The 26,349-nt window shown below is 55.1% G+C and carries 30 protein-coding genes and 1 other annotated feature; of the genes, 17 read left to right on the top strand and 13 right to left on the bottom strand.

Annotation, left to right across the window (positions count from 1 at the left end):
* Positions 1–134: 134 nt before the first annotated feature.
* The 4 genes from IM265_RS01990 to topA all read right to left on the bottom strand — a co-directional run bounded on the left by IM265_RS01990 (position 135) and on the right by topA (position 4,546).
* Positions 135–305, bottom strand: coding sequence for a hypothetical protein (locus IM265_RS01990; protein WP_032644881.1), 171 nt, complete (start codon positions 303–305; stop codon positions 135–137).
* 2 nt (positions 306–307) lie between these two features.
* On the bottom strand, positions 308–448 hold the full coding sequence (locus IM265_RS01985) for a YmiA family putative membrane protein (protein ID WP_213743510.1): 141 nt from the start codon (positions 446–448) through the stop codon (positions 308–310).
* A gap of 338 nt (positions 449–786) precedes the next feature.
* Positions 787–1,761 (bottom strand): HTH-type transcriptional regulator CysB, encoded by a 975-nt coding sequence (gene cysB / locus IM265_RS01980; protein WP_028013403.1) that lies wholly within the window; start codon positions 1,759–1,761, stop codon positions 787–789.
* A gap of 187 nt (positions 1,762–1,948) precedes the next feature.
* Positions 1,949–4,546 carry a type I DNA topoisomerase gene (gene topA / locus IM265_RS01975; RefSeq protein ID WP_041909639.1) on the bottom strand — a complete coding sequence of 866 codons (2,598 nt, stop codon included), beginning with the start codon at positions 4,544–4,546 and terminating at the stop codon, positions 1,949–1,951.
* 399 nt (positions 4,547–4,945) lie between these two features.
* Between topA and IM265_RS01970 the strand changes: the two genes are divergently transcribed.
* Positions 4,946–5,197 carry a YciN family protein gene (locus IM265_RS01970; RefSeq protein ID WP_003856804.1) on the top strand — a complete coding sequence of 84 codons (252 nt, stop codon included), beginning with the start codon at positions 4,946–4,948 and terminating at the stop codon, positions 5,195–5,197.
* Positions 5,198–5,231: 34 nt separating this feature from the next.
* On the opposite strand, the gene sohB is transcribed toward IM265_RS01970, so the two are convergent.
* Entirely contained in the window at positions 5,232–6,278 is a 1,047-nt protein-coding gene (sohB, locus tag IM265_RS01965; RefSeq protein ID WP_028013405.1) for a protease SohB, read from the bottom strand.
* A 251-nt stretch (positions 6,279–6,529) separates the two neighbouring features.
* Between sohB and IM265_RS01960 the strand changes: the two genes are divergently transcribed.
* Positions 6,530–7,291 (top strand): YciK family oxidoreductase, encoded by a 762-nt coding sequence (locus IM265_RS01960; protein WP_028013406.1) that lies wholly within the window; start codon positions 6,530–6,532, stop codon positions 7,289–7,291.
* Positions 7,288–7,878 (top strand): cob(I)yrinic acid a,c-diamide adenosyltransferase, encoded by a 591-nt coding sequence (gene cobO, locus IM265_RS01955; RefSeq protein WP_193030787.1) that lies wholly within the window; start codon positions 7,288–7,290, stop codon positions 7,876–7,878. The genes IM265_RS01960 and cobO overlap by 4 nt, the downstream gene beginning before the upstream one ends.
* 35 nt (positions 7,879–7,913) lie before the next feature.
* Here the strand turns inward: cobO and rluB are convergent, their stop codons facing one another.
* From rluB to rnm, 3 genes are all read right to left on the bottom strand, one after another.
* Positions 7,914–8,789 carry a 23S rRNA pseudouridine(2605) synthase RluB gene (gene rluB, locus IM265_RS01950; RefSeq protein WP_193030789.1) on the bottom strand — a complete coding sequence of 292 codons (876 nt, stop codon included), beginning with the start codon at positions 8,787–8,789 and terminating at the stop codon, positions 7,914–7,916.
* 97 nt (positions 8,790–8,886) lie between these two features.
* Positions 8,887–9,507, bottom strand: a complete 621-nt coding sequence (locus tag IM265_RS01945; protein ID WP_003856793.1) for an L-threonylcarbamoyladenylate synthase — start codon at positions 9,505–9,507, stop codon at positions 8,887–8,889.
* A complete protein-coding gene (rnm, locus tag IM265_RS01940) occupies positions 9,504–10,385 on the bottom strand; it encodes an RNase AM (RefSeq protein WP_193030791.1) in 882 nt (293 codons plus the stop codon). The genes IM265_RS01945 and rnm overlap by 4 nt, the downstream gene beginning before the upstream one ends.
* A 139-nt stretch (positions 10,386–10,524) precedes the next feature.
* On the opposite strand from rnm, the gene trpL reads away from it, so the two are divergent.
* The 8 genes from trpL to yedF all read left to right on the top strand — a co-directional run bounded on the left by trpL (position 10,525) and on the right by yedF (position 18,819).
* Positions 10,525–10,569, top strand: a complete 45-nt coding sequence (trpL, locus tag IM265_RS22175; protein WP_106993556.1) for a trp operon leader peptide — start codon at positions 10,525–10,527, stop codon at positions 10,567–10,569.
* Positions 10,546–10,639, top strand: a sequence feature (Trp leader region). Its footprint overlaps the gene before it by 24 nt.
* A gap of 25 nt (positions 10,640–10,664) precedes the next feature.
* On the top strand, positions 10,665–12,227 hold the full coding sequence (locus IM265_RS01930) for an anthranilate synthase component 1 (RefSeq protein WP_049138277.1): 1,563 nt from the start codon (positions 10,665–10,667) through the stop codon (positions 12,225–12,227).
* Entirely contained in the window at positions 12,227–13,822 is a 1,596-nt protein-coding gene (trpD, locus tag IM265_RS01925; RefSeq protein WP_028013411.1) for a bifunctional anthranilate synthase glutamate amidotransferase component TrpG/anthranilate phosphoribosyltransferase TrpD, read from the top strand. The genes IM265_RS01930 and trpD overlap by 1 nt, the downstream gene beginning before the upstream one ends.
* A 3-nt stretch (positions 13,823–13,825) precedes the next feature.
* Positions 13,826–15,184 carry a bifunctional indole-3-glycerol-phosphate synthase TrpC/phosphoribosylanthranilate isomerase TrpF gene (gene trpCF / locus IM265_RS01920; protein ID WP_063154378.1) on the top strand — a complete coding sequence of 453 codons (1,359 nt, stop codon included), beginning with the start codon at positions 13,826–13,828 and terminating at the stop codon, positions 15,182–15,184.
* 10 nt (positions 15,185–15,194) lie between these two features.
* Positions 15,195–16,388 (top strand): tryptophan synthase subunit beta, encoded by a 1,194-nt coding sequence (gene trpB, locus IM265_RS01915; protein ID WP_193030793.1) that lies wholly within the window; start codon positions 15,195–15,197, stop codon positions 16,386–16,388.
* A complete protein-coding gene (gene trpA / locus IM265_RS01910; RefSeq protein WP_028013414.1) occupies positions 16,388–17,197 on the top strand; it encodes a tryptophan synthase subunit alpha in 810 nt (269 codons plus the stop codon). The genes trpB and trpA overlap by 1 nt, the downstream gene beginning before the upstream one ends.
* Positions 17,198–17,377: 180 nt before the next feature.
* Positions 17,378–18,589, top strand: coding sequence for a selenium metabolism membrane protein YedE/FdhT (yedE, locus tag IM265_RS01905; protein WP_193030795.1), 1,212 nt, complete (start codon positions 17,378–17,380; stop codon positions 18,587–18,589).
* Positions 18,586–18,819, top strand: a complete 234-nt coding sequence (gene yedF, locus IM265_RS01900; RefSeq protein WP_003856774.1) for a sulfurtransferase-like selenium metabolism protein YedF — start codon at positions 18,586–18,588, stop codon at positions 18,817–18,819. The genes yedE and yedF overlap by 4 nt, the downstream gene beginning before the upstream one ends.
* Positions 18,820–18,975: 156 nt before the next feature.
* On the opposite strand, the gene IM265_RS01895 is transcribed toward yedF, so the two are convergent.
* Complete coding sequence (locus tag IM265_RS01895) at positions 18,976–19,185, bottom strand: hypothetical protein (RefSeq protein WP_028013416.1); 210 nt, start codon at positions 19,183–19,185, stop codon at positions 18,976–18,978.
* 144 nt (positions 19,186–19,329) lie between these two features.
* The gene (ompW, locus tag IM265_RS01890) at positions 19,330–19,962 is read right to left on the bottom strand and encodes an outer membrane protein OmpW (protein ID WP_193030797.1); all 633 of its coding nucleotides are present in this window, start codon (positions 19,960–19,962) and stop codon (positions 19,330–19,332) included.
* Between the two features lie 281 nt (positions 19,963–20,243).
* On the opposite strand from ompW, the gene IM265_RS01885 reads away from it, so the two are divergent.
* From IM265_RS01885 to yciA, 4 genes are all read left to right on the top strand, one after another.
* A complete protein-coding gene (locus IM265_RS01885; RefSeq protein WP_193030800.1) occupies positions 20,244–20,648 on the top strand; it encodes a YkgJ family cysteine cluster protein in 405 nt (134 codons plus the stop codon).
* A 25-nt stretch (positions 20,649–20,673) separates the two neighbouring features.
* The gene (locus IM265_RS01880; protein ID WP_045630546.1) at positions 20,674–21,417 is read left to right on the top strand and encodes a YciC family protein; all 744 of its coding nucleotides are present in this window, start codon (positions 20,674–20,676) and stop codon (positions 21,415–21,417) included.
* 56 nt (positions 21,418–21,473) lie between these two features.
* Positions 21,474–22,013 (top strand): septation protein A, encoded by a 540-nt coding sequence (locus tag IM265_RS01875; protein WP_028013419.1) that lies wholly within the window; start codon positions 21,474–21,476, stop codon positions 22,011–22,013.
* Between the two features lie 104 nt (positions 22,014–22,117).
* Positions 22,118–22,513, top strand: a complete 396-nt coding sequence (gene yciA / locus IM265_RS01870) for an acyl-CoA thioester hydrolase YciA (RefSeq protein ID WP_059357685.1) — start codon at positions 22,118–22,120, stop codon at positions 22,511–22,513.
* Between the two features lie 37 nt (positions 22,514–22,550).
* Here yciA and tonB read toward each other — a convergent pair whose 3' ends face one another.
* A complete protein-coding gene (tonB, locus tag IM265_RS01865; protein ID WP_028013421.1) occupies positions 22,551–23,273 on the bottom strand; it encodes a TonB system transport protein TonB in 723 nt (240 codons plus the stop codon).
* Positions 23,274–23,495: 222 nt separating this feature from the next.
* Here tonB and IM265_RS01860 point away from each other — a divergent pair, with 222 nt between their 5' ends.
* Positions 23,496–23,792 carry a YciI family protein gene (locus IM265_RS01860; RefSeq protein WP_045260670.1) on the top strand — a complete coding sequence of 99 codons (297 nt, stop codon included), beginning with the start codon at positions 23,496–23,498 and terminating at the stop codon, positions 23,790–23,792.
* A gap of 34 nt (positions 23,793–23,826) precedes the next feature.
* Here IM265_RS01860 and leuE read toward each other — a convergent pair whose 3' ends face one another.
* Together leuE and IM265_RS01850 are read right to left on the bottom strand one after the other, a co-directional pair.
* On the bottom strand, positions 23,827–24,462 hold the full coding sequence (gene leuE, locus IM265_RS01855) for a leucine efflux protein LeuE (protein ID WP_028013423.1): 636 nt from the start codon (positions 24,460–24,462) through the stop codon (positions 23,827–23,829).
* Positions 24,463–24,568: 106 nt separating this feature from the next.
* Entirely contained in the window at positions 24,569–24,742 is a 174-nt protein-coding gene (locus IM265_RS01850) for a YciY family protein (RefSeq protein ID WP_086379783.1), read from the bottom strand.
* 144 nt (positions 24,743–24,886) lie between these two features.
* On the opposite strand from IM265_RS01850, the gene cls reads away from it, so the two are divergent.
* Positions 24,887–26,347 carry a cardiolipin synthase gene (gene cls / locus IM265_RS01845; RefSeq protein ID WP_028013424.1) on the top strand — a complete coding sequence of 487 codons (1,461 nt, stop codon included), beginning with the start codon at positions 24,887–24,889 and terminating at the stop codon, positions 26,345–26,347.
* Positions 26,348–26,349: the final 2 nt, after the last annotated feature.

Here is a 26,349-nt window from a genome sequence, read left to right as displayed (position 1 = left end):
AGGGACACCAGGCATTATTTATTAAACATTCCGAGGCAGGTCCTCGTGCTATATTGCTGATGTGTATTTATTAAAGAGTACAAAGGCGCATAGTCATTATTCAGACTAACTGCATCATTACGCAATAAACTAAATTATTGTTTTTTGGGTTCGTCTTCCGCGAACACATCAATAAAAGCCTGCTGCTGCGGCGTCAGTTTCCAGGATGCTGGCACTGCTGTTGCAGGCGCTTTGCGTCCCTTGTGAACAGTGTCATGATGCTGACACATCCGCTTTGCCGTTTCTGTACGTACCGTCACTGCCATATTCAACCCCAATATTTCCAGGCCAGGAGAGCAACCATCACCCAGAACAGGGCGGAAACGAGAAAGACCGCCAGCCAGGCTTTACGCTTGAGCGCAGGATCCCTTTGCGGTTCTTCACTTCCTGAAGGCATTGCTAACCTCATACAATCGATATCGCTTATCATTTAGGACCAAACAATTGGTACAATTAATCATCTGTTGAGATAAATCCTAAAGAAACTTTAGCCGAAAAGCCAGTGAATTTACGCATCAAGAGGCATGAAATATTCAATCTTTTGACCAGAAATAAATATTTGAAAAGAAAAATTTGCGTAGCCGTTAATTAGTTTCTATTTTTGTCGCCAATTCACGACATTAAAACCACACAAATTAAAAGGATAATGACAATATATGGCAGGGGAAGTGCAGATGATGATAATTCTAATTTAGCTTTAAGCCGATATTTCGGTATCTTTCCCTCAGGGAAAGATACCGGGTGTGATTATTTTTCGGGGAGTTTGATATCTTTAAACATCTCTTCGATATCTTCATTTGATCGTAATGCCACGGCGGTATCCACCACGTCACGCGTTAAATGCGGTGCAAAGCGCTGAATAAAATCATACATATAGCTTCGCAGGAAGGTACTGCGGCGGAAGCCAATTTTTGTCGTGCTGTGGCTGAAAATATCATGCGCATCAAGACGCACCAGGTCAGGGTCTGACACCGGGTCGACCGCCATGCTGGCGATCACCCCTACCCCCAGGCCAAGCCGTACATAGGTCTTTATGACGTCGGCATCGGTGGCGGTAAAGACTATCCGCGGCGTTAACCCGGCCCGGTTGAAGGCGGTATCAAGCTCAGATCGTCCGGTGAAGCCAAACGTGTAAGTGACCAGAGGATATTGCGCCAGCTCTTCGATAGACACCGACCCTTTGCCCGCCAGCGGATGATCCGGGGTCACCACAATGGAGCGGTTCCAGTGATAGCACGGCAGCATGACCAGATCGTCATAGAGATGGAGCGCTTCCGTCGCGATGGCAAAATCTGCATTGCCCTTCGACACCGCCTCCGCAATTTGCGTCGGCGATCCCTGGTGCATATGCAGGGAGACGCGCGGATAACGCTCGATAAAGCCCTTGATAACGCCCGGTAGCGCATAGCGCGCCTGGGTGTGCGTCGTGGCAATATACAGCGAGCCTTTATCCGGCCAGGTATGTTCCCCCGCCACAGACTTAATCGCATCGACTTTGGAAAGGACTTCCCGCGCAATACGGATGATTTCCTGCCCCGCTGGCGTCACCTGGGTAAGGTGCTTACCACTGCGGGCGAAAATCTGAATACCTAATTCATCCTCCAGCATGCGAACCTGCTTGCTGATGCCCGGTTGCGAGGTATATAGCCCCTCGGCGGTGGAAGAGACATTAAGGTTGTGATTCACCACCTCAACGATATAACGAAGCTGTTGTAATTTCATGCCAGACCATCCGATTTAGCGCACGCGGTCAATCGCTTAAGACGATTTGATAATAAAAAAAGGGTTAACTATAACCACTATATCACTTATAGCCTGACTGTATAGTACGGAACAAAAAATAATAATAAGGTAATAAAAAAGGGCCGGAAGTCCGGCCCTTTCACGGGTAAGCTACGGTTAAGAAAGATTATTTCTTGCCTTCAACCCATTTGCCATCGACAAAGAAGGCGGACCATCCAGTCGCTTTACCCTCTTTCTCTGCCGCAACGTACTGCTGCTTCGTTTTACGGCTAAAACGGACCACCGTCTTATTGCCTTCAGGATCCTGCTGTGGCGCATCGGCCAGATAACGCAGCTTCTCAGGCAGACGATCGCGGAAGCGATGCAGCTCTTCCACCAGCGGGGCGCGCGTTTCACGCGATTTCGGGAAGGTGTTGGCGGCCAGGAAGACACCTGCGGCACCATCACGCAGCACGAAGTACGCGTCGGATTTTTCACACGGCAATTCTGGCAGCGGAACCGGATCTTCCTTCGGCGGAGCAACCTCACCATTGCGCAGAATTTTGCGCGTGTTCTTACACTCGTCGTTGGTGCAGGCCATGTACTTACCGAAACGCCCCATTTTCAGGTGCATTTCAGAGCCACACTTCTCGCACTCCACAATCGGGCCGTCATAGCCTTTAATGCGGAACTCACCCTCTTCGATCTCATACCCGTCGCACGTTGGGTTGTTACCGCACACGTGCAGCTTACGTTTAGGATCGATCAGATAGCTGTCCATTGCCGTGCCGCATTTTTTGCAGCGGCGTTTCGCGCGCAGGGCGTTGGTTTCCGCATCATCACCTTCCAGCACGTTGAGAACTTCGTTCTCCGGCACCAGGTTGATGGTTGTTTTGCAGCGCTCTTTTGGTGGCAGCGCATAGCCTGAACAGCCAAGGAACACGCCCGTTGTCGCAGTACGGATCCCCATCTTGCGGCCGCAGGTCGGGCAGTCGATGCTGGTCAGAACCATCTGGTTAGGCAGCATGCCGCCCTCTTCAGGATCTTTCTCCGCTTTCTCAAGCTGGTTGGTAAAGTCGCTGAAGAAGCTATCGAGAACCTTCTTCCACTCCGCCTTGTGACTGGCCACTTCGTCGAGGCTGTCTTCCATCTGCGCGGTGAAGTCGTAGTTCATCAATTCGCGGAAGTTAGCTTCCAGACGGTCAGTGACAATCTCACCCATTTTTTCGGCATAGAAACGGCGGTTCTCTACGCGAACGTAACCGCGGTCCTGAATGGTCGAGATGATTGAGGCGTAAGTTGACGGACGGCCAATCCCGCGTTTTTCCAGCTCTTTAACCAACGACGCTTCACTAAAGCGCGCAGGCGGCTTGGTGAAGTGCTGGGCCGGAACCAGGTCGACAAGCGACAACTCGTCGCCTTTGTTTACCGCAGGCAGCGTACGGTCTTCATCACCTTTACGCAGTGCAGGCATCACTTTCGTCCAGCCGTCGAAACGCAGAATACGACCGCGTGCCTTGAGGCGGAAGTCGCCCGCGCCAACGGTCAGCGTAGTGGAATCATATTTCGCTGGCGTCATCTGACACGCGACAAACTGACGCCAGATCAGCTGATACAGCTTCTGGGCGTCGGCTTCCATATCCTTCAGCGACTCGGCTAAAACAGAGACATCAGAAGGACGAATCGCTTCGTGCGCTTCCTGAGAATTCTCTTTGCTGGCGAACTGGTTGGCGCTTTCCGGCAGGTATTTTTTACCGAAGTTGTCGCTGATGTAGCCGCGCACCATGTTCACCGCGTCCTGGCTCAGGTTGGTGGAGTCAGTACGCATGTAGGTGATGTAACCCGCTTCATACAAGCGCTGGGCCATCATCATGGTTTTCTTCACGCCGTAACCCAGACGGGTGCTCGCCGCCTGTTGCAGTGTGGACGTGATAAACGGCGCGCCAGGCTTGCTGCTGGTCGGCTTATCTTCGCGTTCCAGTACCTGGTAGCGCGCTTTTTCCAGCAGCGCCACGGCGGCCATGGTCTGATCGCGGTTTTCAGGACGGAAAGGCTTATCGTTGTGATGGCTTACCTGCAGCGGCAGCGCATCACCGCCCGGGGTGGTGACATTGGCGTCAACTTCCCAGAACTCTTCCGGCACGAAGGCTTTAATTTCGCGTTCACGCTCAACGACAAGACGCACGGCTACAGACTGCACGCGTCCTGCAGACAGGCCGCGGGCAATCTTTTTCCACAGCAGGGGAGAAACCATGTAGCCCACAACGCGGTCCATAAAGCGACGCGCCTGCTGGGCGTTCACACGGTCGATATTCAGCTCGCCCGGCTTCTCAAACGCCTGACGAATCGCATTCTTTGTAATTTCGTTAAACACTACGCGGCTGTAGCGTTTGTCATCCCCGCCGATCACTTCCCGCAGGTGCCACGCAATGGCTTCCCCTTCGCGGTCAAGGTCGGTTGCGAGATAGATGTGGTCTGCTTTTTCAGCCAGCTGCTTCAGCTCGTTAACGACTTTTTCTTTCCCGGGCAGCACTTCATATTGTGCATCCCAGTTGTGCCATGGGTTAACACCCATGCGGTTGACAAGCGCGCTACGTTCATCCTTTTTAGGCTTTTTAGCCCCTTTGGTGGAGGTAGAGTCTGCGCTCTTTTTGCTGGCTGAGCCACTGGTCGGCAAATCGCGGATGTGACCAACGCTGGACTTAACCACGTAGTCATTACCCAGATACTTATTGATCGTTTTGGCTTTTGCCGGGGACTCAACGATGACGAGAGCTTTACCCATATTCACCTTTACCTAATTTAATTCTTCCAGGAATACGCCGCACGTTGATTTCCCTTCCGCTGACGACGAGCCAATGATATTGCGACTGCGTCAGGGGATATCAACCCCTATGTCTTACCGAACGTCAGAATGGCGACATCCAGGTCATTGAGTTTTCGGGTATTTTTCTCACATCTCGTATAATTCGTGACGAATTCCCGGTCGAATGTCAAGCAATTCTGTTGCCAGAATGACGAAAGCGCACACTCTACCTGATAAAATTCGTTACGCAACTTTATTAGCATGCAAAAGCAAATCCCGCCAACCTGCCCTCTGCATCTTATCCCCTCACATTACAGGGAAAATTTGCCCCCAAAGCGCCCCCGGCGTAGACTATTGTCACTGTTTAAGGAGTGGATTATGCAGAATACGACCCAACCCATTGACCGAGCCTCTCTGCTTATCGAAGCAAACAAGCTTATTCGTGACCATGAAGATACGCTGGCAGGCATTGAAGCCACCGGCGTTGAGCAACGTAATGGCGTGCTGGTTTTCAGCGGCGAATACTTCCTTGACGAGCAGGGGTTACCGACCCCGAAAAGCACTGCCGTGTTTAATATGTTTAAATACCTGGCGCATACGCTTTCAGAGAAATATCACCTGGTCGATTAATGCAAAACGCGAGGCATATGCCTCGCGTTTTTGTTTACAGCAGCGGTTTTTGTCCGCGCTGTAGCCAGCGAAGCAGCAGGCGGTCCGCGCTTTCCGCCGCACTGTTGGTAAAGCGGTCCATCAACCGTTTGCGCTGTGTAAAGCGCACGCCTACCAGTTCCCGGCCTTCCATCAGGTTGAGCAGCAGGTCATCACTGGTACCTACTTCATCCACAAGCCCTTTTTCCTGCGCCTGGATGCCGTACCAGTGCTCACCGGTCGCCACCTGTTCAATATCCAGCGTTGGGCGCATGCGATGTACGAAGTCTTTAAAGAGATGGTGAGTTTCATTCAGATCTTCACGGAATTTTTGGCGCCCCTCTTCCGTGTTTTCCCCCAGCAGCGTCAGGGTGCGTTTGTACTGACCCGCCGTGTGAAGTTCGATATCAATCTCTTTATTTTTCAGGAAGCGGTTAAAGTTAGGGATCTGAGCGACCACGCCAATGGAACCTATGATGGAAAATGGCGCCGCAACGATTTTGTCCGCCACGCAGGCCATCATATAGCCGCCGCTCGCCGCGACTTTATCTACCGCCACGGTAAGTGGGATCTGCTTCTCGCGCAGACGCTGCAGCTGTGAAGCGGCCAGCCCGTAACCGTGTACCACCCCGCCCGGGCTCTCAAGACGCACCACCACCTGATCCTGCGGCGTTGCCACGGCCAGAACCGCAGTCACCTCTTCGCGCAGCGAAGCGACTTCATGCGCATCCATGCTGCCTTTAAAATCGAGCACATAGACGCGGGGTTTTGCGTCGCCCTGCGGCGTCGCGAGCTTTGCCTTCGCCTTCGCGGCTTTGGCTTCCTGCTTGTGTTTTTTCTTCTGGGCTTTCAGCCAGAGCTTCTGCTGATGGCTATCGAGCAGCGAGAGGGACATATCTTCCTGCATCTCTTTATACTGCTCGCTCAGGCGGGTGATGCGTAACTCCCCACGCTGACGCTTGCGCTGCGTCAGGTTGACAATCAGAACGGCAACCACGGCAATGGCAATCACCACCGTCGCGATTTTGGCCAAAAACAACCCATATTGAGAAAGTAATTCCACGCGTTCCACCTTGATTTAACCACGAATCTTTCACGGCAGTGTACAACAGCCCTGCCCCTGCGTCTCGCCCGTGACATTACCTCTGCGAGCCGTCTTCAGGAATCCCCGCGCTGCGGTTTAAATATTTGCAAATTGTTAATTTTGCAGCAATGCGTCCTGTAGACTGATTGAATTCTCACGCTAATTCGGGCATAAAGCCGAAAAGTCATTATGAAGGCGTGATTGAGACCCCGTGCGCCTGAGGAGTCACCGTGCATTATCAACCGCAAAAAAACCTGCTGCAGAACCGAATCATTCTTGTCACCGGCGCCAGCGATGGTATTGGTCGCGAAGCGGCCCTGACGTACGCTGAATATGGCGCAAGCGTTATTCTGATTGGGCGTAACGAAGAAAAGCTCAAAGGGGTCGCTCAGGAAATTGAGGCCGCAGGCGGGACACCTGCCCCCTGGTACACGCTCGATTTGCTGACATGCACCCCAGCGCTCTGCCAGGAGCTTGCTCACCGTATCAGTACCCACTACCCACGTCTTGACGGCGTACTGCACAACGCCGGTTTGTTAGGTGAAGTGCGTCCAATGGATGAACAGGATCCTGAAATCTGGCAGCAGGTGATGCAGGTTAACGTTAATGGTACTTTTTTCCTCACGCAGGCCTTGCTTCCTTTATTACTCAAATCCGAGTCTGGATCTCTGGTCTTCACCTCTTCCAGCGTAGGCCGCGAGGGACGCGCAAACTGGGGGGCTTATGCTGTCTCAAAATTCGCGACCGAGGGCATGATGCAGGTGCTGGCGGATGAGTATCAGAGCCGCCATCTGCGCGTAAACTGCATTAATCCGGGGGGTACGCGCACCAGCATGCGCGCCAGCGCGTTCCCGACGGAAGATCCGCTGAAGCTGAAAACCCCGGCAGACATTATGCCGCTCTATCTCTGGCTGATGGGCGACGACAGCCGCCGCAAAACCGGAATGACCTTTGATGCCCAGCCGGGCCGCAAACCGGGAATTTCGCAATGAGTGAAGAACGTCATCAGCAGCGACAGCAGCGTCTGAAGGAACAGGTTGACGCGCGCGTCGCGGCAGCTCAGGAGGAGCGTGGGATCGTCATCGTTTTTACCGGCAACGGCAAAGGCAAAACTACTGCCGCGTTTGGCACCGCTACGCGCGCCGTCGGCCACGGGCAAAAAGTGGGGGTCATCCAGTTTATCAAAGGGGAATGGCCCAACGGCGAACGTAATTTGCTTGAGCCTCACGGCGTTGAGTTTCAGGTGATGGCGACCGGGTTTACGTGGGATACGCAGAACCGGGAAACCGATACCGCAGCCTGTCTGGCCGTCTGGGAGCACGCTAAAAGAATGCTGGCCGATCCCTCGCTGAATATGGTGCTACTGGATGAGATCACCTATATGGTCGCCTACGACTACCTGCCGCTGGAGGAGGTGCTGGATGCACTGAAGAACCGCCCTGCGCACCAGACGGTTATCGTTACAGGTCGCGGGTGTCATCGTGAGATTCTGGAGCTGGCAGATACCGTCAGCGAGCTGCGTCCGGTCAAGCATGCGTTTGATGCAGGCATCAAAGCACAAATTGGCATCGATTACTAAAGAAAAAGCCCGGTGAGTTCACCGGGCTTTTTCGATTAACCGTTGTTATTCCGGCTGCCAGAGCGACGATTGCTGTTCACCTGGCTGTGGCGTTTCACCGCACGACGGATCTGATTCGCCTTCATACGACGACGATCTTTCTCCACCGCCACTTTAGAATTGGTTTCCGGCGTCAGGCCAACCAGCTCGCGCAGGTAGTTAGTCTGGGTAAGATCCAGCTCGGTATAACCACCGCGTGGCAGACCTTTCGGCAGCAGAATGTCGCCGTAGCGAACGCGGATCAGGCGGCTAACCTGCACGCCTACCGCTTCCCACAGACGACGCACCTCGCGGTTACGGCCTTCGGTCAGGGTCACGTTGTACCACTGGTTAATCCCTTCACCACCGGTAAATTTGATGGTTTTGAACGCCGCAGGGCCGTCTTCCAGCTGTACGCCACGCGACAGATCGCGCAGTTTATTTTCATCGACCTGGCCGAAGACGCGAACGGCGTATTCACGCTCAACTTCACGGCTTGGGTGCATCAGACGGTTTGCCAGTTCACCATCAGTGGTGAACAGCAGCAGACCGCAGGTGTTCACGTCCAGACGACCCACCGCAATCCAGCGGGCGCCGCGCAGTTTTGGCAGACGGTCAAACACCGTTGGACGACCTTCCGGGTCGTTGCGCGTACACAGCTCGCCTTCCGGCTTGTAATACGGCAGCACGCGGCAGATCTGTTCCGCGGACTCTTTCACGGAGATAAGATGACCGTCAATGCGGATCTTGAGCCCCGGTACGATTTCTACGCGGTCACCCAGCGTGGCGATTTTACCGTCCACACTCACGCGGCCCGCTTCAATAATGGCTTCGATTTCACGGCGCGAACCGTGGCCGGCGCGCGCCAGCACTTTCTGTAACTTCTCGCTCATTGAGCTTCCTCAGGTGTCGCCTTCACAGGCGTCGAATCAGGTCAAAAACAGGGCAACGCCCTGCTTTGATGGCCGCGTAGTATATCTGCTTACACCCTTACAAGAAAGGCTTAACATCGCCCACGCCTTCACGAATGACTTCTGGCGCATCTTCGGTGAGATCCACCACGGTGGTCGGCTGCTGGCCGAGATAACCGCCGTGAATAATCAGCTCCACCACCTTCTCCAGACGATCTTTTATCTCCTCCGGATCGGACTCGGTAAACTCGCTGCCCGGCAGCATCAGCGAGGTGGAGAGCATCGGCTCGCCGAGGGTTTCCAGCAGCGCCTGGGCAATCGGGTTCGACGGCACGCGCATGCCGATAGTCTTACGCTTTTCCTGCAGCAGGCGACGCGGCACCTCCTTCGTCCCTTTCAGGATGAACGTGTAGTTGCCCGGCGTATTGTTCTTAATCAGGCGAAACGCCACGTTGTCGACATACGCATAGGTCGACAGCTCAGAGAGATCGCGGCACATCAGGGTAAAGTTATGGCCGTCCGGCAGCTGACGAATACGGCAAATGCGTTCCATCGCTCCTTTATCTTCAATTTTACAGCCCAGCGCGTAGCCGGAATCGGTCGGGTAGACTATCACGCCGCCTTTGCGGACGATCTCCACGGCCTGGTTAATCAGACGTGGCTGCGGATTGTCCGGATGGATATAGAAAAACTGACTCATACTTCCCTCTCTTCAATTTGCTGCGGCTGCTCCCAGAGCTGCCAGACTGGCTCAACGCCAGCGGGTAGCCAGAGCTTGCGTCCCAGCTCGATCCACGCGCAGGGCTGGTGGAAATCAGAGCCCTGTGACCCTAGCAGGCCAAACTGGCGGGCGTAAGCCGCGAGCTGCGCGCGCTCGTTGGGCGCCTGCTGACACTGGGCGACTTCCATCGCCTCGCCACCGCATTCGGCAAAGTGCGCCAGCAGCCGTTTCAGCCATTTAGCAGAAAGATTATACCGTCCCGGATGGGCCAGCACGGCCTTACCGCCAGAATGATGAATGACATCAATAGCTTGTTTTATTGTACACCACTGTGGCGGAACGTATCCGGTTTTCCCGCGCGCCAGATACTTTTTAAAGACATCCGCCATGGTCGTCGCTTTGCCCGCTTCAACCAGAAAGCGGGCGAAATGACCGCGGGTGACCGCCCCGCCGTTCGCCAGCTTTTGCGCACCTTCCAGCGCGCCCGGAATATGCGCCTTCTCCAGACGCTCGCCGATCATCTCCGCGCGATGGTTGCGGCGCGTTTTTTGTTCTTGCAAAAAGGCAAGAAGTGCCGGATGTTCTATATCAATGTTGAGGCCAACGATATGAATCTCATGGTTTTCCCAGACGGTCGAGATCTCGACGCCGGGCACCAGATTCAGCGCCAGCCCGCTGCGGGCAATCTCGGCGTGCGCTGCCGGAATGGCGTCGGTGGTATCGTGATCGGTTATCGCCAGCGTGCCGACACGCATTTCAACCGCGCGATGAACCAGGGCTTCGGGTGTCAGCAGGCCATCAGAGGCCTGAGTATGGCTGTGTAAATCATAAATAATCGCGTAGGTGGTATCGCTCAAAGCACTTCCCATAACAGGTTGGAGACATCCGAAAACGCCATGATACCGACTTAACGTGAAATTCTGAAATCAAGGGTTGACAATACGTCATCGAACTAGTTAACTAGTACGCAAGTTCACACGAGAAAGGTATCTGAAAATGACAGCACATTTCACTCTGCACGGTTGGTGGCGCACTTCCTGATCTTCGGGCAGTGTCACGCATCTGCGAAATGCAAACAGATACCCGCCCGCTACCCAGCGGGCTTTTTTTTGAACAGAATAAATGAGAATCACAACATGCAAACAGCCAAACCTCATCTCGAACTGTTGACCTGCGAGGCGGTCTATCGCCACAACCCGACCGCGCTGTTTCATCAGGTGTGCGGCGCGCGTCCGGCGACGCTGCTGCTGGAGTCTGCGGATATCGACAGCAAGGACGATCTGAAAAGCCTGCTGCTGGTCGACAGCGCGCTGCGCATTACCGCGTTAGGTGACACCGTCACCATTAAGGCGCTCTCTGATAATGGCGCATCGCTGCTGCCGCTGCTGGATGCGGCTCTGCCCGCGGGCATCGACAATGAACGTCACCCGGACCTGCGAATTCTGCATTTCCCGCCGGTAAGCCAGCTGCTGGACGAAGACGCGCGCCTCTGCTCGCTGTCCGTGTTCGATGCCTTCCGCCTGCTGCAAAATCTTGTCACCGTGCCGGAAGATGAGCGCGAAGCAATGTTCTTCGGCGGGCTGTTTGCTTACGACCTGGTCGCCGGTTTTGAAGATTTGCCGGAAACCGAGCAGGGCAACCGCTGTCCGGACTACTGTTTCTACCTGGCCGAAACCCTGCTGGTGATCGACCATCAGAAAAAATATACCCGCATCCAGGCAAGCCTGTTCACGCCGTCTGCGTCTGAGAAAAACCGCCTTGAGCATCGCATCGCTCAGCTCCAGCAGCAGATGACGGAAGCGCCGCCTGCACTGCCGGTACAGCACGTGGAAAAAATGACATGCGACGTTAACCAGACCGACGATCAATACGGGGCCGTGGTTCGCCAGATGCAAAAGGCTATTCGCGCCGGGGAGATTTTCCAGGTTGTGCCGTCCCGCCGTTTCTCGCTGCCCTGCCCGTCACCGCTGGCGGCTTACGACGTGCTGAAGAAGAGCAACCCGAGCCCATATATGTTCTTTATGCAGGACAATGATTTCACGCTGTTCGGCGCCTCGCCGGAAAGCTCGCTGAAGTACGACGCCACCAGCCGCCAGATTGAGATCTACCCGATTGCAGGCACCCGTCCGCGTGGCCGTCGTGCCGATGGCTCGCTGGACCGCGATCTGGACAGCCGCATCGAACTGGAAATGCGAACCGACCACAAGGAGCTCTCCGAACACCTGATGCTGGTTGACCTGGCGCGTAACGACCTGGCGCGCATTTGCACCCCGGGCAGCCGCTACGTGGCAGACCTGACCAAAGTTGACCGTTACTCCTTCGTGATGCACCTGGTCTCCCGCGTGGTGGGTGAACTGCGCAGCGACCTCGACGTGCTGCACGCCTACCGTGCCTGCATGAATATGGGCACCCTGAGCGGCGCACCGAAGGTGCGCGCCATGCAGCTTATCGCCGAAGCGGAAGGGCGTCGTCGCGGGAGTTACGGCGGCGCGGTAGGTTACTTCACCGCCCACGGCGACCTTGATACCTGCATCGTGATCCGCTCCGCCTACGTCGAAGACGGTATTGCCACCGTTCAAGCCGGCGCCGGGATTGTTCTTGACTCTGTTCCGCAGTCTGAAGCTGACGAAACCCGCAGTAAAGCACGCGCGGTATTGCGCGCCATCGCTACCGCACACCACGCACAGGAGATTTTCTGATGGCTGACATTCTGCTGCTCGATAACATCGACTCCTTTACCTATAACCTGGCAGATCAGCTGCGTGCGAATGGTCACAACGTCGTTATCTACCGCAACCACGTTCCGGCTCAGACCCTGATTGACCGTCTGGCGACCATGCAAAACCCGGTGCTGATGCTCTCCCCGGGGCCGGGCGCGCCGAGCGAAGCGGGCTGTATGCCCGAACTGCTGACCCGCATGCGCGGCAAGCTGCCGATTATCGGTATCTGCCTTGGTCACCAGGCAATCGTGGAAGCCTACGGCGGTTACGTCGGCCAGGCGGGCGAGATCCTGCACGGTAAAGCCTCCAGCATTGAACATGACGGCCAGGCAATGTTTGCCGGGCTGCCGAATCCGCTCCCGGTCGCGCGCTATCATTCGCTGGTCGGCAGCAACATTCCGGCCGGGCTGACCATCAACGCTTCGTTTGAAGGGATGGTGATGGCGGTACGCCACGATGCGGATCGCGTCTGCGGGATGCAGTTCCACCCGGAATCTATTTTGACCTCCAATGGCGCCCGCCTGCTGGAGCAGACCCTTGACTGGGCGTTACAGAAGCTGGAGCAGACCAACACCCTGCAGCCGATTCTGGAAAAACTGTATCAGGCCCAGACCCTGAGCCAGCAGGAGAGCCACCAGCTTTTTTCTGCCGTGGTGCGCGGCGAGCTGAAGCCTGAGCAGCTGGCCGCTGCGCTGGTGAGCATGAAAGTGCGCGGCGAAAGCCCGCAGGAGATCGCCGGTGCGGCCACCGCGCTGCTGGAAAATGCCGCCCCGTTCCCGCGTCCGGACTATCAGTTTGCGGATATCGTCGGGACCGGTGGCGACGGCAGCAACAGCATCAATATTTCGACCGCCAGCGCCTTTGTGGCGGCGGCCTGCGGCCTGAAGGTGGCCAAGCACGGTAACCGCAGCGTCTCCAGCCGTTCAGGCTCGTCCGATCTGCTGGCCGCGTTTGGCATCAATCTGGAGATGAATGCCGAGCGTTCGCGTGAAGCGCTGGACGATTTGGGCGTTTGCTTCCTGTTTGCGCCGAAATATCACACCGGTTTCCGCCACGCGATGCCGGTTCGCCAGCAGCTTAAAACCCGGACGCTGTTTAACGTGCTCGGCCCGCTGATCAACCCGGCCCATCCGCCGCTGGCATTAATTGGCGTTTACAGCCCTGAGCTGGTCCTGCCGATTGCCGAGACGCTGCGCGTGCTGGGTTACAAACGCGCCGCCGTGGTGCACAGCGGCGGAATGGATGAAGTTTCGCTGCATGCGCCGACGCTGGTGGCCGAGCTTAACGATGGTGAAGTACTCAGCTATCAGCTTGAGGCGTCTGATTTCGGCTTAACGCCGTACCATCAGGAAGCGCTGGCAGGCGGTACGCCGGAAGAAAACCGTGACATTCTGACGCGCTTACTACAAGGTAAAGGTGAGGCCGCTCATGAGGCCGCCGTGGCTGCCAACGTCGCCATGCTGATGCGTTTGCACGGTGAGGAAGACCTGAAGGCCAATGCTCAAAAAGTTCTGGATGTACTGCGCTCCGGTGCAGCTTACGATCGCGTTACCGCACTTGCGGCAAGAGGGTAAAGAATGCAGACCGTTTTAGCGAAAATCGTTGCCGATAAGGCCATCTGGGTGGAAGCACGCAAAGCAGAGCAGCCGCTTGCCAGTTTCCAGAATGACGTCGTCCCAAGCAGCCGTCGTTTCTATGACGCCCTGCAGGGTGCACGTACCGCCTTTATTCTGGAGTGCAAAAAGGCCTCTCCCTCAAAAGGCGTTATTCGTGACGATTTCGACCCGGCGCGTATCGCCGGTATTTATAAGCATCATGCGTCGGCAATCTCCGTGCTGACGGATGAGAAATATTTCCAGGGCAGCTTCGATTTTCTGCCGATCGTCAGCGGCATCGCACCGCAGCCGATCCTGTGCAAAGACTTTATTATCGACCCGTATCAGATCTGGCTGGCGCGTTTCTACCAGGCCGATGCCTGCCTGCTGATGCTCTCGGTACTGGATGACGAACAGTATCGCCAGCTTGCTGCCGTGGCGCACAGCCTGAACATGGGCGTGCTGACCGAAGTGAGTAACGAAGAAGAGCTCGAGCGCGCCATCGCGCTGGAAGCCAAAGTGGTCGGCATCAACAACCGCGATCTTCGCGACTTGTCGATTGACCTGAACCGCACCCGCCAGCTGGCGCCACGTCTGGGTGCGGGCGTCACGGTGATCAGCGAGTCCGGCATTAACAGCTACGCCCAGGTGCGCGAGCTGAGCCACTTCGCCAACGGTTTCCTGATTGGCTCCGCCATGATGGAACATGACGACCTCAATGCGGCGGTGCGTCGCGTGCTGCTGGGTGAAAACAAAGTCTGCGGCCTAACCCGCGAACAGGATGCGCTGGCCGCGTATGAGGCTGGAGCAATCTATGGCGGTTTAATCTTCGTCGACACCTCTCCTCGTGCAGTCAATGAGGAACAGGCCCGCAAGGTAATCGCGGCGGCCCCGCTGAGCTATGTTGGCGTGTTCCGCAATGCGGATGTCGCGGACGTTGTGGCAAAAGCCGACGCGTTATCCCTGAGTGCCGTTCAGCTTCATGGCGATGAAGATCAGGCGTATATCAATGCCCTGCGCGACGCGCTGGCACCGCAGGTTCAAATCTGGAAAGCACAAAGCGTGGGCGCCACCCTGCCCGCACGTAATCTTCACCACGTTGACAAATACGTGCTCGACAACGGCCAGGGCGGCACCGGACAACGTTTTGACTGGTCGCTGCTGAACGGCGAAAAGCTGGACAACGTCCTGCTGGCGGGCGGACTAAGCCCAGATAACTGTGTGGAAGCCGCGAAAACCGGCTGCGCAGGCCTCGATTTCAATTCAGGCGTAGAGTCGCAACCGGGTATCAAAGATGCCAGCAAGCTGGCCTCGGTGTTTAAAACTCTGCGTGCATATTAAGGAAGAGAAGATGACGACATTACTTAACCCGTATTTTGGTGAATTCGGCGGGATGTACGTTCCGCAAATCCTGATGCCCGCGCTGCGCCAGCTGGAAGAAGCGTTCGTGAGCGCGCAGAAAGATCCTGCGTTTCAGGCGGAGTTTACCGACCTGCTGAAAAACTACGCCGGGCGTCCAACCGCGCTGACCAAATGCCGCAACCTGACCGAAGGCACCAAAACCACGCTGTATCTTAAGCGTGAAGATCTGCTGCACGGCGGCGCGCATAAAACTAACCAGGTGCTGGGCCAGGCGCTGCTCGCGAAGCGTATGGGTAAAACCGAAATCATCGCCGAAACCGGCGCGGGCCAGCACGGCGTGGCTTCTGCGCTCGCCAGCGCCCTGCTCGGCCTGAAGTGCCGCATCTATATGGGTGCTAAAGACGTTGAGCGTCAGTCGCCGAACGTGTTCCGTATGCGCCTGATGGGTGCGGAAGTGATCCCGGTGCACAGCGGTTCTGCGACGCTGAAAGATGCCTGTAACGAAGCGCTGCGCGACTGGTCCGGCAGCTATGAAACCGCGCACTATATGCTCGGCACCGCGGCAGGTCCTCACCCGTTCCCGACCATCGTGCGCGAATTCCAGCGCATGATTGGTGAAGAGACCAAAGCGCAGATCCTTGAAAAAGAGGGTCGCCTGCCGGATGCAGTCATTGCCTGCGTCGGCGGCGGGTCTAACGCCATCGGCATGTTTGCCGATTTTATCGACGAAATCCGCGTAGGGCTGATTGGCGTCGAGCCTGCCGGTCATGGGATTGAAACCGGCGAGCACGGCGCGCCGCTGAAGCATGGCCGCGTGGGGATCTACTTCGGCATGAAAGCCCCGATGATGCAGACCGATGAAGGGCAGATTGAAGAGTCTTACTCAATTTCTGCCGGACTGGACTTCCCGTCCGTTGGGCCACAGCACGCGTTCCTGAACAGCACGGGGCGCGCGGACTATGTCTCCATTACCGATGACGAAGCGCTGGAAGCCTTCAAAACGCTGTGCCGCAGCGAAGGGATCATCCCGGCGCTGGAGTCTTCTCACGCGCTGGCGCACGCGCTGAAAATGATGAAAGAGAACCCGGAAAAAGAGCAACTGCTGGTGGTGAACCTTTCCGGTCGCGGTGACAAAGATATCTTCACCGTTCACGATATTTTGAAAGCACGAGGGGAAATCTGATGGAACGCTACGATAACGTATTTGCTGAACTGAAATCCCGCCAGGAAGGCGCGTTCGTCCCCTTCGTTACGCTGGGCGACCCCGGCCCTGAGCAGTCTCTGAAGATTATCGACGCCCTGATTGAAGCCGGCGCCGACGCGCTGGAGCTGGGTATTCCGTTCTCCGATCCGCTGGCGGATGGCCCGACCATCCAGAACGCCACCCTGCGCGCCTTTGCGGCAGGCGTGACCCCAACCCAATGCTTTGAAATGCTGGCGGCGATCCGCCAGAAGCACCCGACCATTCCGATTGGTCTGCTGATGTACGCCAACCTGGTGTTCAACCGTGGTGTTGACGAGTTCTATGCAGAATGCGCGCGCGTGGGTGTCGACTCGGTCCTGGTAGCAGACGTGCCCGTGGAAGAGTCCGCGCCGTTCCGCCAGGCTGCGATGCGTCACAATGTCGCCCCTATTTTCATCTGCCCGCCTAACGCGGACGATGAACTGCTGCGCCAGATAGCCTCTTACGGACGCGGATATACCTATCTGCTTTCGCGCGCGGGCGTGACCGGCGCCGAAAATAAAGCTGCACTGCCGCTGCATCATCTGGTGGAAAAGCTGGCCGAGTACCATGCCGCGCCGCCGCTGCAGGGCTTCGGGATCTCCTCTCCGGATCAGGTCACCGCGGCAATTGAGGCGAAGGCGGCGGGTGCCATCTCCGGCTCCGCGATTGTGAAGATCATCGAGAAGAACGTGGACAAGCCCGAGCAGATGCTGAGCGAATTGAAAGCGTTCGTGACCGCAATGAAAGCAGCGACGCGTAAAGCATAATCCCTCCACCGTCTGGCAACCCTGCCAGACGGTTACTCCTCCTTCTCCATCCTCTCCAAAGGATTACATCAAAATTGATCCCGTCGATATTTTCGGTGTGAATAGCTTTTCAAACTTTCGCGTAAGCGTATGATCTGAACTCTTTTTAGCACTAATCCTTCTGAGTTCAGAGGCTTATTCATGTCATGGCAATCCTTCAAACAGACTTACCTGGTTAAGTTCTGGTCACCTGTTCCGGCCGTCATCGCGACAGGCATTCTCTCTACTTATTATTTCGGCATTACCGGCACCTTCTGGGCAGTCACCGGTGAATTCACCCGCTGGGGTGGGCAACTGCTGCAGCTCGCAGGCGTGCACACCGAAGAGTGGGGATACTTCAAACTTATTCACCTGGACGGCACCCCGCTTACCCGCATCGACGGAATGATGATTATCGGCATGTTCGGCGGCTGTTTCGCTGCGGCGCTGTGGGCAAACAACGTTAAGCTGCGCATGCCCAAAAGCCGCGTTCGCATCATGCAGGCGGTAGTCGGGGGTATGATTGCCGGGTTTGGTGCCCGCCTGGCGATGGGCTGTAATCTGGCCGCGTTCTTTACGGGGATTCCGCAGTTCTCCCTTCATGCCTGGTTTTTTGCCGTAGCCACGGCGATTGGCTCTTACTTCGGAGCAAAATTCACCCTTTTGCCGCTGTTCCGCATTCCGGTGAAAATGACAAAAGTCAGCGCGGCGTCCCCGCTCACCCAAAAACCGGAGCAGGCAAAGCGCCGTTTCCGCCTGGGTATGCTGGTCTTTTTTGCTATGATCGCATGGGCCATTTGCACGGCGATGAATCAGCCGAAGCTTGGCCTGGCGATGTTGTTCGGCGTCGGCTTTGGCCTGCTGATCGAACGCGCGCAGATCTGCTTTACCTCTGCGTTTCGCGATATGTGGATCACCGGAAGGACGATGATGGCGAAGGCAATCATTGCCGGTATGGCGGTGAGCGCTATCGGCATTTTCAGCTATGTTCAGCTCGGTGTTGAACCGAAGATCATGTGGGCTGGCCCGAACGCGGTGATTGGCGGTCTGCTGTTTGGCTTCGGGATTGTGCTGGCTGGCGGGTGTGAAACCGGCTGGATGTACCGCGCGGTTGAGGGACAGGTGCACTACTGGTGGGTGGGTCTGGGAAATGTGATTGGCTCGACGATCCTGGCGTACTGCTGGGATGACGTGTCTCCCTTCCTGGCCACCAACTGGGACAAGGTCAACCTGCTCAACACCTTCGGGCCTCTCGGCGGCCTGCTCGTTACCTACGCCCTGCTGTTGGTTGCTTTTTTACTGGTCGTCGCACAGGAGAAACGTTTCTTCCGCCGTGCGAGCGTTAAAACAGAAACGCAGGAGAATACAGCATGAAGGAGATCGTGCCTGATTATCGTCTGGATATGGTTGGTGAGCCCTGTCCTTATCCGGCGGTTGCTACGCTTGAAGCCCTGCCGCAGCTTAAAAAAGGGGAAATACTGGAAGTGGTCAGCGACTGCCCGCAGTCCATCAACAACATACCGCTGGATGCTAAAAACCACGGTTATACGGTGCTGGATATCCAGCAGGATGGCCCAACCATTCGCTATCTGATTCAAAAATGATCGCTAAGGGCCTCGCAAGGGGCCTTTATCGTATTGAATTATAAGCCATGTTGATCCACGGCAAAAACGCGATTTTTGACTTAAGTAAAATCTCATTTCCCTTTTGAAGGAGGTTTTCGCGGTTTGATGTATTTACGAGCTTTACTGGTTTTCGCCTTATTGATTCCCTTCCACGCGCTGTCCCTGAATTTTTCTTCGACCTTCCTGCGCCTTAATTGCCCGGAAAGAGGACTTGTCGACGTTATTCTGCACGTCTATGACCATACTCAGGAACGATGGCGCGGTCATTTTGAAACCGGCGCGGGTCATAAACGTGTGGGTGATACCGAAATTATCCCGTTTGCCAACGGTGATATTCTCTTCCATTCCCTGTCCAGCGACGCTTTCAGCTATTTATATGATGGGGAAAAGATCCTGAGGCACTGCGTAAAGCTTGACGAGCGGCCGGTTTATCCGTCGTTTTGAAGCGAGCAAAGCAAACTGGCCACCCTGTGGCCAGTTTGACGGGGATCAGAAACGATAACCCGCAGAGAACATGAACACCCACGGATCCAGACGCGTATTGATGCTTTGCTGCTCGCCGCCCGCCTTGAAGCGTACGTCCGTATCAATATCCATATACCAGACCGAGGCGTTGATCAGCCAGTCGCGGTTAATCAGATAGTCCAGACCAACCTGCCCAGCCATACCCCACGAGTCTTTCAGGCTGAGATCGGAGAGTCCTGCTTCTTTGCCGGTATCGTTGAATTTCTCATCGAAGAAGGTGGTGTAGTTCACACCCGCGCCAATATATGGACGCACCTTGCTACTGGCATCGCCAAAGTACCATTGCGCCATCAGCGTTGGCGGTAAATGGTGAACCGTGGCGATATCACCGGTCGCACCAAGACCGACACGGTGACGGAACGGCGTTGCCGCCAGAAGCTCAACCCCAACGTTATCCATCGCCATCCAGGTGAATGTTAAACCTAACTGGGTGTTGTTACTGACGTTAAAACCGCCCATACCCAGCACGTTATCCGATCCTTCAGTTGGGCGAACCGTAGCCGAACCGGCACGAATAAAGAATTCGCCTGCTTCATGCGCATACGCGCCGCCAGAGAGACTGCTTAATACAAGGGCTGCCACCGCTAATTTTTTCATATCCGCTCCATCGTTGTGGTTTTAATCGCGGATGAGAATATACTCACAAAAGAGTAATAAGTGATCTGCCACAGATCACATTAAAACCAGTAAGTTAACATTCATTGATCTGGGTTAATTTTTTGTGGCGCTTTGAAAAGCAATAAGTTGTTTCTATGTCAATTTTTGGCATTTCACAGTTACAAAATTTTCTCTTTTCCCCCTCTTGCTCTTCCTCTCTCGGCTGGATAATTTATCGCTCTCACAAGTTGATTTGATGCGTTCTTTTTTGCAGGTGTGCCATGAGTGAAGTTAACCCGTGCATGACGTGCGGAGCCTGTTGTGCGTATTTTCGAGTCTCTTTCTACTGGGCTGAAGCCAGCGATGGCGGCGGTACCGTTCCGGTTCATCTTACGGAGCCGTTAACCCCCTTTCTGCGCTGCATGCGCGGCACCAATCAAAAGCAGGCCCGCTGCGCGGCCTTACAAGGGGAGCCCGGGGTTTCGACCCGGTGCGCAATCTATGAGGATCGCCCCAGCCCGTGCCGGGAATTTGCCATGTCGGGGGAAGATGGGCAGGTCAACGAAGCCTGTAATCGCGCCCGCGCGCGCTTTGGATTACCGCCGCTTTACAAAGATATGCTTTTCCATACAAGCCTTGATGCTGCCACAGCAGGTTCATCCGGTGTACAATTGCCGGCTAATTAACACCTGCAATACGCAAGGAGAGTGCATGTCTATCACGGCGAAGTCTGTCTACCGTGACACGGGAAATTTTTTCCGCAATCAGTTCATTACCTTTTTACTGATCGCGTTGCTTTGCGCCTTCATCACTGTGGTGCTCGGTCATGCGTTCTCACCGAGTGAAGAACAGATTGCCAGCCTGAGCCAGGGCGACCATCTTGCAGGAAGCGTTGGGCTATTTGAACTGGTGCAAAACATGACGCCAGAGCAGCAACAAATTCTGCTCCGGGCGTCTGCCGCATCCACGTTTTCTGGCCTGATTGGTAACGCCATTCTGGCGGGCGGCGTTTTGCTGATGATCCAACTGGTGTCGGCGGGCCACCGGGTCAGCGCCTTGCGGGCGATTGGCGCCAGCGCGCCGGTCTTACCTAAGCTGTTTATCCTGATCTTTTTAACCACCATGCTGGTGCAGATGGGAATTATGCTGGTTGTGGTGCCGGGCGTGTTACTGGCTATTGTGCTCGCTTTTGCCCCAGTAATGGTCGTGCAGGATAAAATGGGAATTTTTACCGCGATGCGCAGCAGCATCCGACTCGCATGGGCTAATATGCGTCTGGTGGCTCCCGCAGTCATTGCCTGGCTGCTGGCAAAAACGCTCCTGCTTCTGTTTGCTCCGAATTTTGCGGTATTAACCCCGAACGTTGGCGCGGTGGTCGCGAATACACTGAGCAACCTGATTTCAGCGGTGCTGCTTGTCTATCTGTTCCGCCTGTATATGTTAATTCGTCAGTAACCCTGATGCCGGGTGCATGACAGGGCCCGGCTCAACAAAGAAGATGGAATCACAGAATGAAGCAGTTTCTTGATTTTTTACCGCTGGTGGTCTTTTTCGCGTTTTACAAACTGTATGACATTTATGCTGCCACCACAGCGCTGATTATTGCGACAGCGGTTGTGCTGATCTACAGCTGGGTGCGCTACCGTAAAGTTGAGAAAATGGCGCTGGTAACGTTCGTCCTGGTCGCCGTATTCGGTGGGCTAACCCTCTTCTTCCACAATGATGAATTTATCAAGTGGAAAGTGACGGTGATCTACGCGCTGTTTGCGGGTGCGCTGCTCATCAGCCAGTGGGTGATGAAAAAGCCGCTGATCCAGCGCATGCTCGGCAAAGAGCTGACGCTGCCTCAGGAGGTCTGGTCGCGCCTGAATATCGCCTGGGCCGTGTTCTTTATCCTTTGCGGTCTTGCCAATATCTATATCGCTTTCTGGCTGCCACAGAATATCTGGGTCAACTTTAAGGTCTTCGGCCTGACGGCCCTGACGCTGATATTCACCCTGCTAAGCGGCATTTATATCTATCGCCACATGCCGCAGGACGACAAGCACTGATTGCTGACTGACCAGAACGTGTTCGACAGGCGTTCTGGTCTATTCTCTCCGCTGTGAAATCATAGTAGCATCCCGCCTGAAGTCTTCCGTTATGAGTTAAAACAATGACAACAACTAACGCCCCTCAGGGCGAACTGGTTTTACGCACACTGGCAATGCCCGCTGACACCAATGCCAATGGCGATATTTTTGGCGGCTGGCTGATGTCGCAGATGGATATGGGCGGCGCAATTCTGGCAAAAGAGATTGCTCACGGACGCGTGGTAACCGTGCGGGTGGATGGAATGACCTTCCTGCGCCCGGTTGCGGTAGGTGATGTGGTTTGCTGTTACGCCCGCTGCGTAAAGCGCGGCAATACATCCATCTCCATCAACATTGAAGTCTGGGTGAAGAAAGTCTCTTCTGAACCGATTGGACAGCGCTATAAAGCAACTGAAGCGCTGTTTATTTATGTCGCTGTCGATAGCGACGGTAAACCTCGTCAGCTTCCACCAGCCTGAATGGCAGGCAAAAAAAGCCTCCTTTCGGAGGCTTTTCTTATTCCATCTGCGCCCCGCCGTTCAGGCGGAAAACAATATTCACGATCAGTCCGCTTCCCGGTTTACCGGGTTCGTAGCGCCATCTGCGCATCGCCGACTTCACTTCGCGCTCAAACATATTAGAAGGTTGAGCAGACAGGATTTCCACGTTATCAACTCGGCCATCCGCAGTGACGTCAAATTTCACCCGTACGCGGCCTTCAATGCGTAAAGCCTGAGCCCGCGCCGGATACTGAGGCTGATTACGGCTCAACGCACGTGGGCCCGCTGGTGCGGCAACCGTCGGCTTCGCCGCCGGTGCGCTGTTATTCATGACCGGACGCGAAGGCGCTGCATTCTCGACCGGCTGGGTCGCGCGCGGTTCAACCGGGCGTTCTTCACGTTTCGGACGCTCCTCGACCTTCTTCACCGGCTTTGGCTTCGGCTTAGGTTTTGGCTTCGGTTCAGGTTTGTGGATCACCACCGGTGCCTCCTTCGGTGGCTCCGGTACAGGCTCGGGTTCCGGTTCAGGCTCAGCAACCGGCTGTGGCGGTGGTGGCGCAACCTGCGGCGGTTCGAGATCCGCTGGCGAGACCATGGTTACCGAGATCGGCTGGGCGGGTGCGGGCATTTCAATAACCTGATGAACCGAGGTGTAGAGCAAACCCGCCACGACGGCACCGTGAATCACGACGGACAACAGCGTCGGCCAGGGAAAGCGGCGAGGTAAATCAAGGGTCATCGAAGTCATAATCATCAACGTTAAAAAACCGGACCCTGATTTTAAATGCAAATAGCAATCATATTCAATAAGACACTTTGTTCTGGCGCAATTAAAGAACAGGAGTGGTCAAAAAAAGGACATCCAGATCGGGGTATTAACGTTGTTTTTATCTTTACATTGCAGTCAATTGCCCTTTCACATAACGTAACTGACACTTTATAACGCTTAAGGAGCTTCACCGTGCTTTACGTGATTTACTCTGAAGATGTCGCTGATTCCCTCGAAAAACGTCTCTCTGTTCGCCCTGCCCATCTGGCTCGCCTGCAGCTGCTCCAGGACGAAGGCCGTTTGCTGACCGCGGGTCCAATGCCTGCTGTTGACAGCAATGACCCGGGAGCCGCCGGTTTTTCTGGCTCCACGGTTATTGCTGAGTTTGAGTCTCTTGAAGCGGCGCAGGCCTGGGCTGACGCAGACCCATACGTTGCGGCGGGTGTGTATGCAAAAGTGACGGTGCGACCATATAAGAAAGTGTTCTGAGGTAAAAAGGCTCCCGCAGGAGCCTTTCTTCACATTAATGCAGTGACGCTAACCGCGCCGCAAACCCGACAAACAGCAGCCCTATCAGCCCGTTCCCCAGCTTTGCCAGTTTCTTTTTGGTTTTCAGATAACGCGTAACAAACGCCCCAGAGAAGATCAGGAAGCTCATGTACATAAAGCTAATCAGCTCAAGCGTGGTAGCGAGGATCAGGAAAGAGGTCCCGGTATTTTGCGCATTCACGTCGATAAACTGCACAAAGAACGAAACGTAGAACAGAATCGCTTTTGGATTGGTCAGGCTCAGGACGAGGGAGCGTTTCATGATCGTGCTGGCAGGCTCGGTTCCGCTCTCTTGAGCATTATTCTGACGTGTGATCACCGACCAGAGCATTTTTCCGCCCAACCACAGCAGATAGAAAGCCCCGAGATAGCGCACGATATTAAAGAGCACGGGGGTCGTCTGGATCAATGCCGCAACACCCGCCCAGGCCAGGAACATCAATACCGCATCACCGATAAACACGCCGGTCGCGGCAAGATACCCTTTTTTCACACCGTGACCGATCCCCGTTTTCAGCACAAACAGGGTGTTTGGCCCGGGAACCAGCACGATAAAAAATGCGCCAACAACATACGTCCAGAAATTCAGTACACCAAACTCCGCAAACACCTCTCCCTCCTTTTGCTAAAAATAACCGGAATATCGCCGCAATAACGATATTCGCAAAATAAGACACAATATAATCAGCGGGCACCTTGCGGTGCCCTCATGGGTTTCAGATATCCTGGACTGCGAACAGCAACGCATTGCGGTGCCGGGTCAATCCACATTTTCTGATGGCGTGGATACGCATATTGCGGCGGGATTGTGCTTCCAGCCAACGAGCCTTGCGACGACTCACCTGTCGCAACATACGCCAGCGCCCTACTTCTGTTCTACTGCGCTTCATGTCTACAACTCTTTCTCAAACAGAGCCGACATTATAAACCCAACCCGGCAGCAAACCAGCGCTTTTACCTGGCGTTTTTATTTGCCAGATGAATCCTGATGCGTACACTCATAACAATACGCTTTCAAAAGGATTTTTTTATCTATGACAACCTTCTACACCGTGGTGAGTTGGCTGGTCATTCTGGGATACTGGCTGTTAATCGCGGGTGTGACGTTACGCATCCTGATGAAGCGCAGAGCCGTACCCTCTGCCATGGCCTGGCTTCTGATCATTTATATCCTCCCACTGGTGGGAATTATTGCCTATCTCTCTTTCGGTGAGCTTCATCTGGGTAAGCGCCGTGCCGAGCGGGCGCGCGCAATGTGGCCTTCCACCGCGAAGTGGCTTAACGATCTCAAAGCCTGTAAGCATATCTTTGCCGAGGAGAACAGCAGCGTCGCCTCCTCGCTGTTTAAGCTCTGCGAGCGCCGCCAGGGGATTGGCGGCGTTAAGGGCAATCAGCTCCAGCTTCTGACGTCGTCCGATGATGTCATGCAGGCGTTAATCCGCGATATTCAGCTGGCTCGCCATAATATTGAGATGGTGTTTTATATCTGGCAGCCCGGCGGCATGGCTGACCAGGTCGCTGAATCCTTGATGGCGGCCGCACGCAGGGGGATCCACTGCCGTCTGATGCTGGACTCCGCGGGCAGCGTGGCATTTTTCCGTAGCCCCTGGGCGGGCATGATGCGTAACGCCGGTATCGAGGTGGTTGAGGCACTGAAGGTGAATCTCCTGCGCGTGTTTCTGCGCCGGATGGACCTTCGCCAGCACCGTAAAATGGTCATGATCGATAACTATATTGCCTACACCGGCAGTATGAACATGGTTGACCCGCGCTTCTTTAAACAGGACTCCGGCGTCGGGCAATGGGTGGATCTGATGGCGCGAATGGAGGGGCCGATTGCCACCTCGATGGGCATCGTTTACTCCTGCGACTGGGAGATAGAGACCGGCAAGCGTATCCTGCCGCCACCGCCGGATGGCAATATTATGCCGTTTGAAGAGGCCAGCGGTCATACAATTCATACTATCGCCTCCGGACCAGGCTTCCCGGAGGACTTGATTCACCAGGCGCTGCTGACGGCAACCTACTCCGCGCGTGAATATCTGATCATGACGACGCCCTACTTTGTCCCCAGCGATGATCTGCTGCACGCGATTTGTACCGCAGCGCAGCGCGGCGTCGATGTCAGTATCATTCTGCCACGTAAAAATGACTCCCTTCTGGTGGGCTGGGCCAGCCGTGCCTTCTTTAGCGAACTGCTTGCCGCCGGGGTGAAAATTTACCAGTTTGAAGGCGGGCTCCTGCACACTAAGAGCGTGCTGGTCGACGGCGAATTAAGCCTGGTGGGCACGGTTAACCTTGATATGCGCAGCCTGTGGCTAAACTTTGAAATCACCCTGGTGATTGATGACGCCGGCTTTGGCGGTGACCTGGCGGCGGTTCAGGATGACTATATCTCCCGCTCGCGGCTGCTGGATGCCAGGCTGTGGGTAAAACGTCCGTTATGGCAGCGAATAGCTGAACGACTGTTTTACTTCTTTAGTCCGTTGCTGTAAAA

Origin of the sequence: Enterobacter cloacae complex sp. P17RS, assembly GCF_014895885.1 — a bacterium.
Taxonomy (GTDB): domain Bacteria; phylum Pseudomonadota; class Gammaproteobacteria; order Enterobacterales; family Enterobacteriaceae; genus Enterobacter; species Enterobacter bugandensis.
This window is presented reverse-complemented; position numbering and strand designations above follow the sequence as displayed.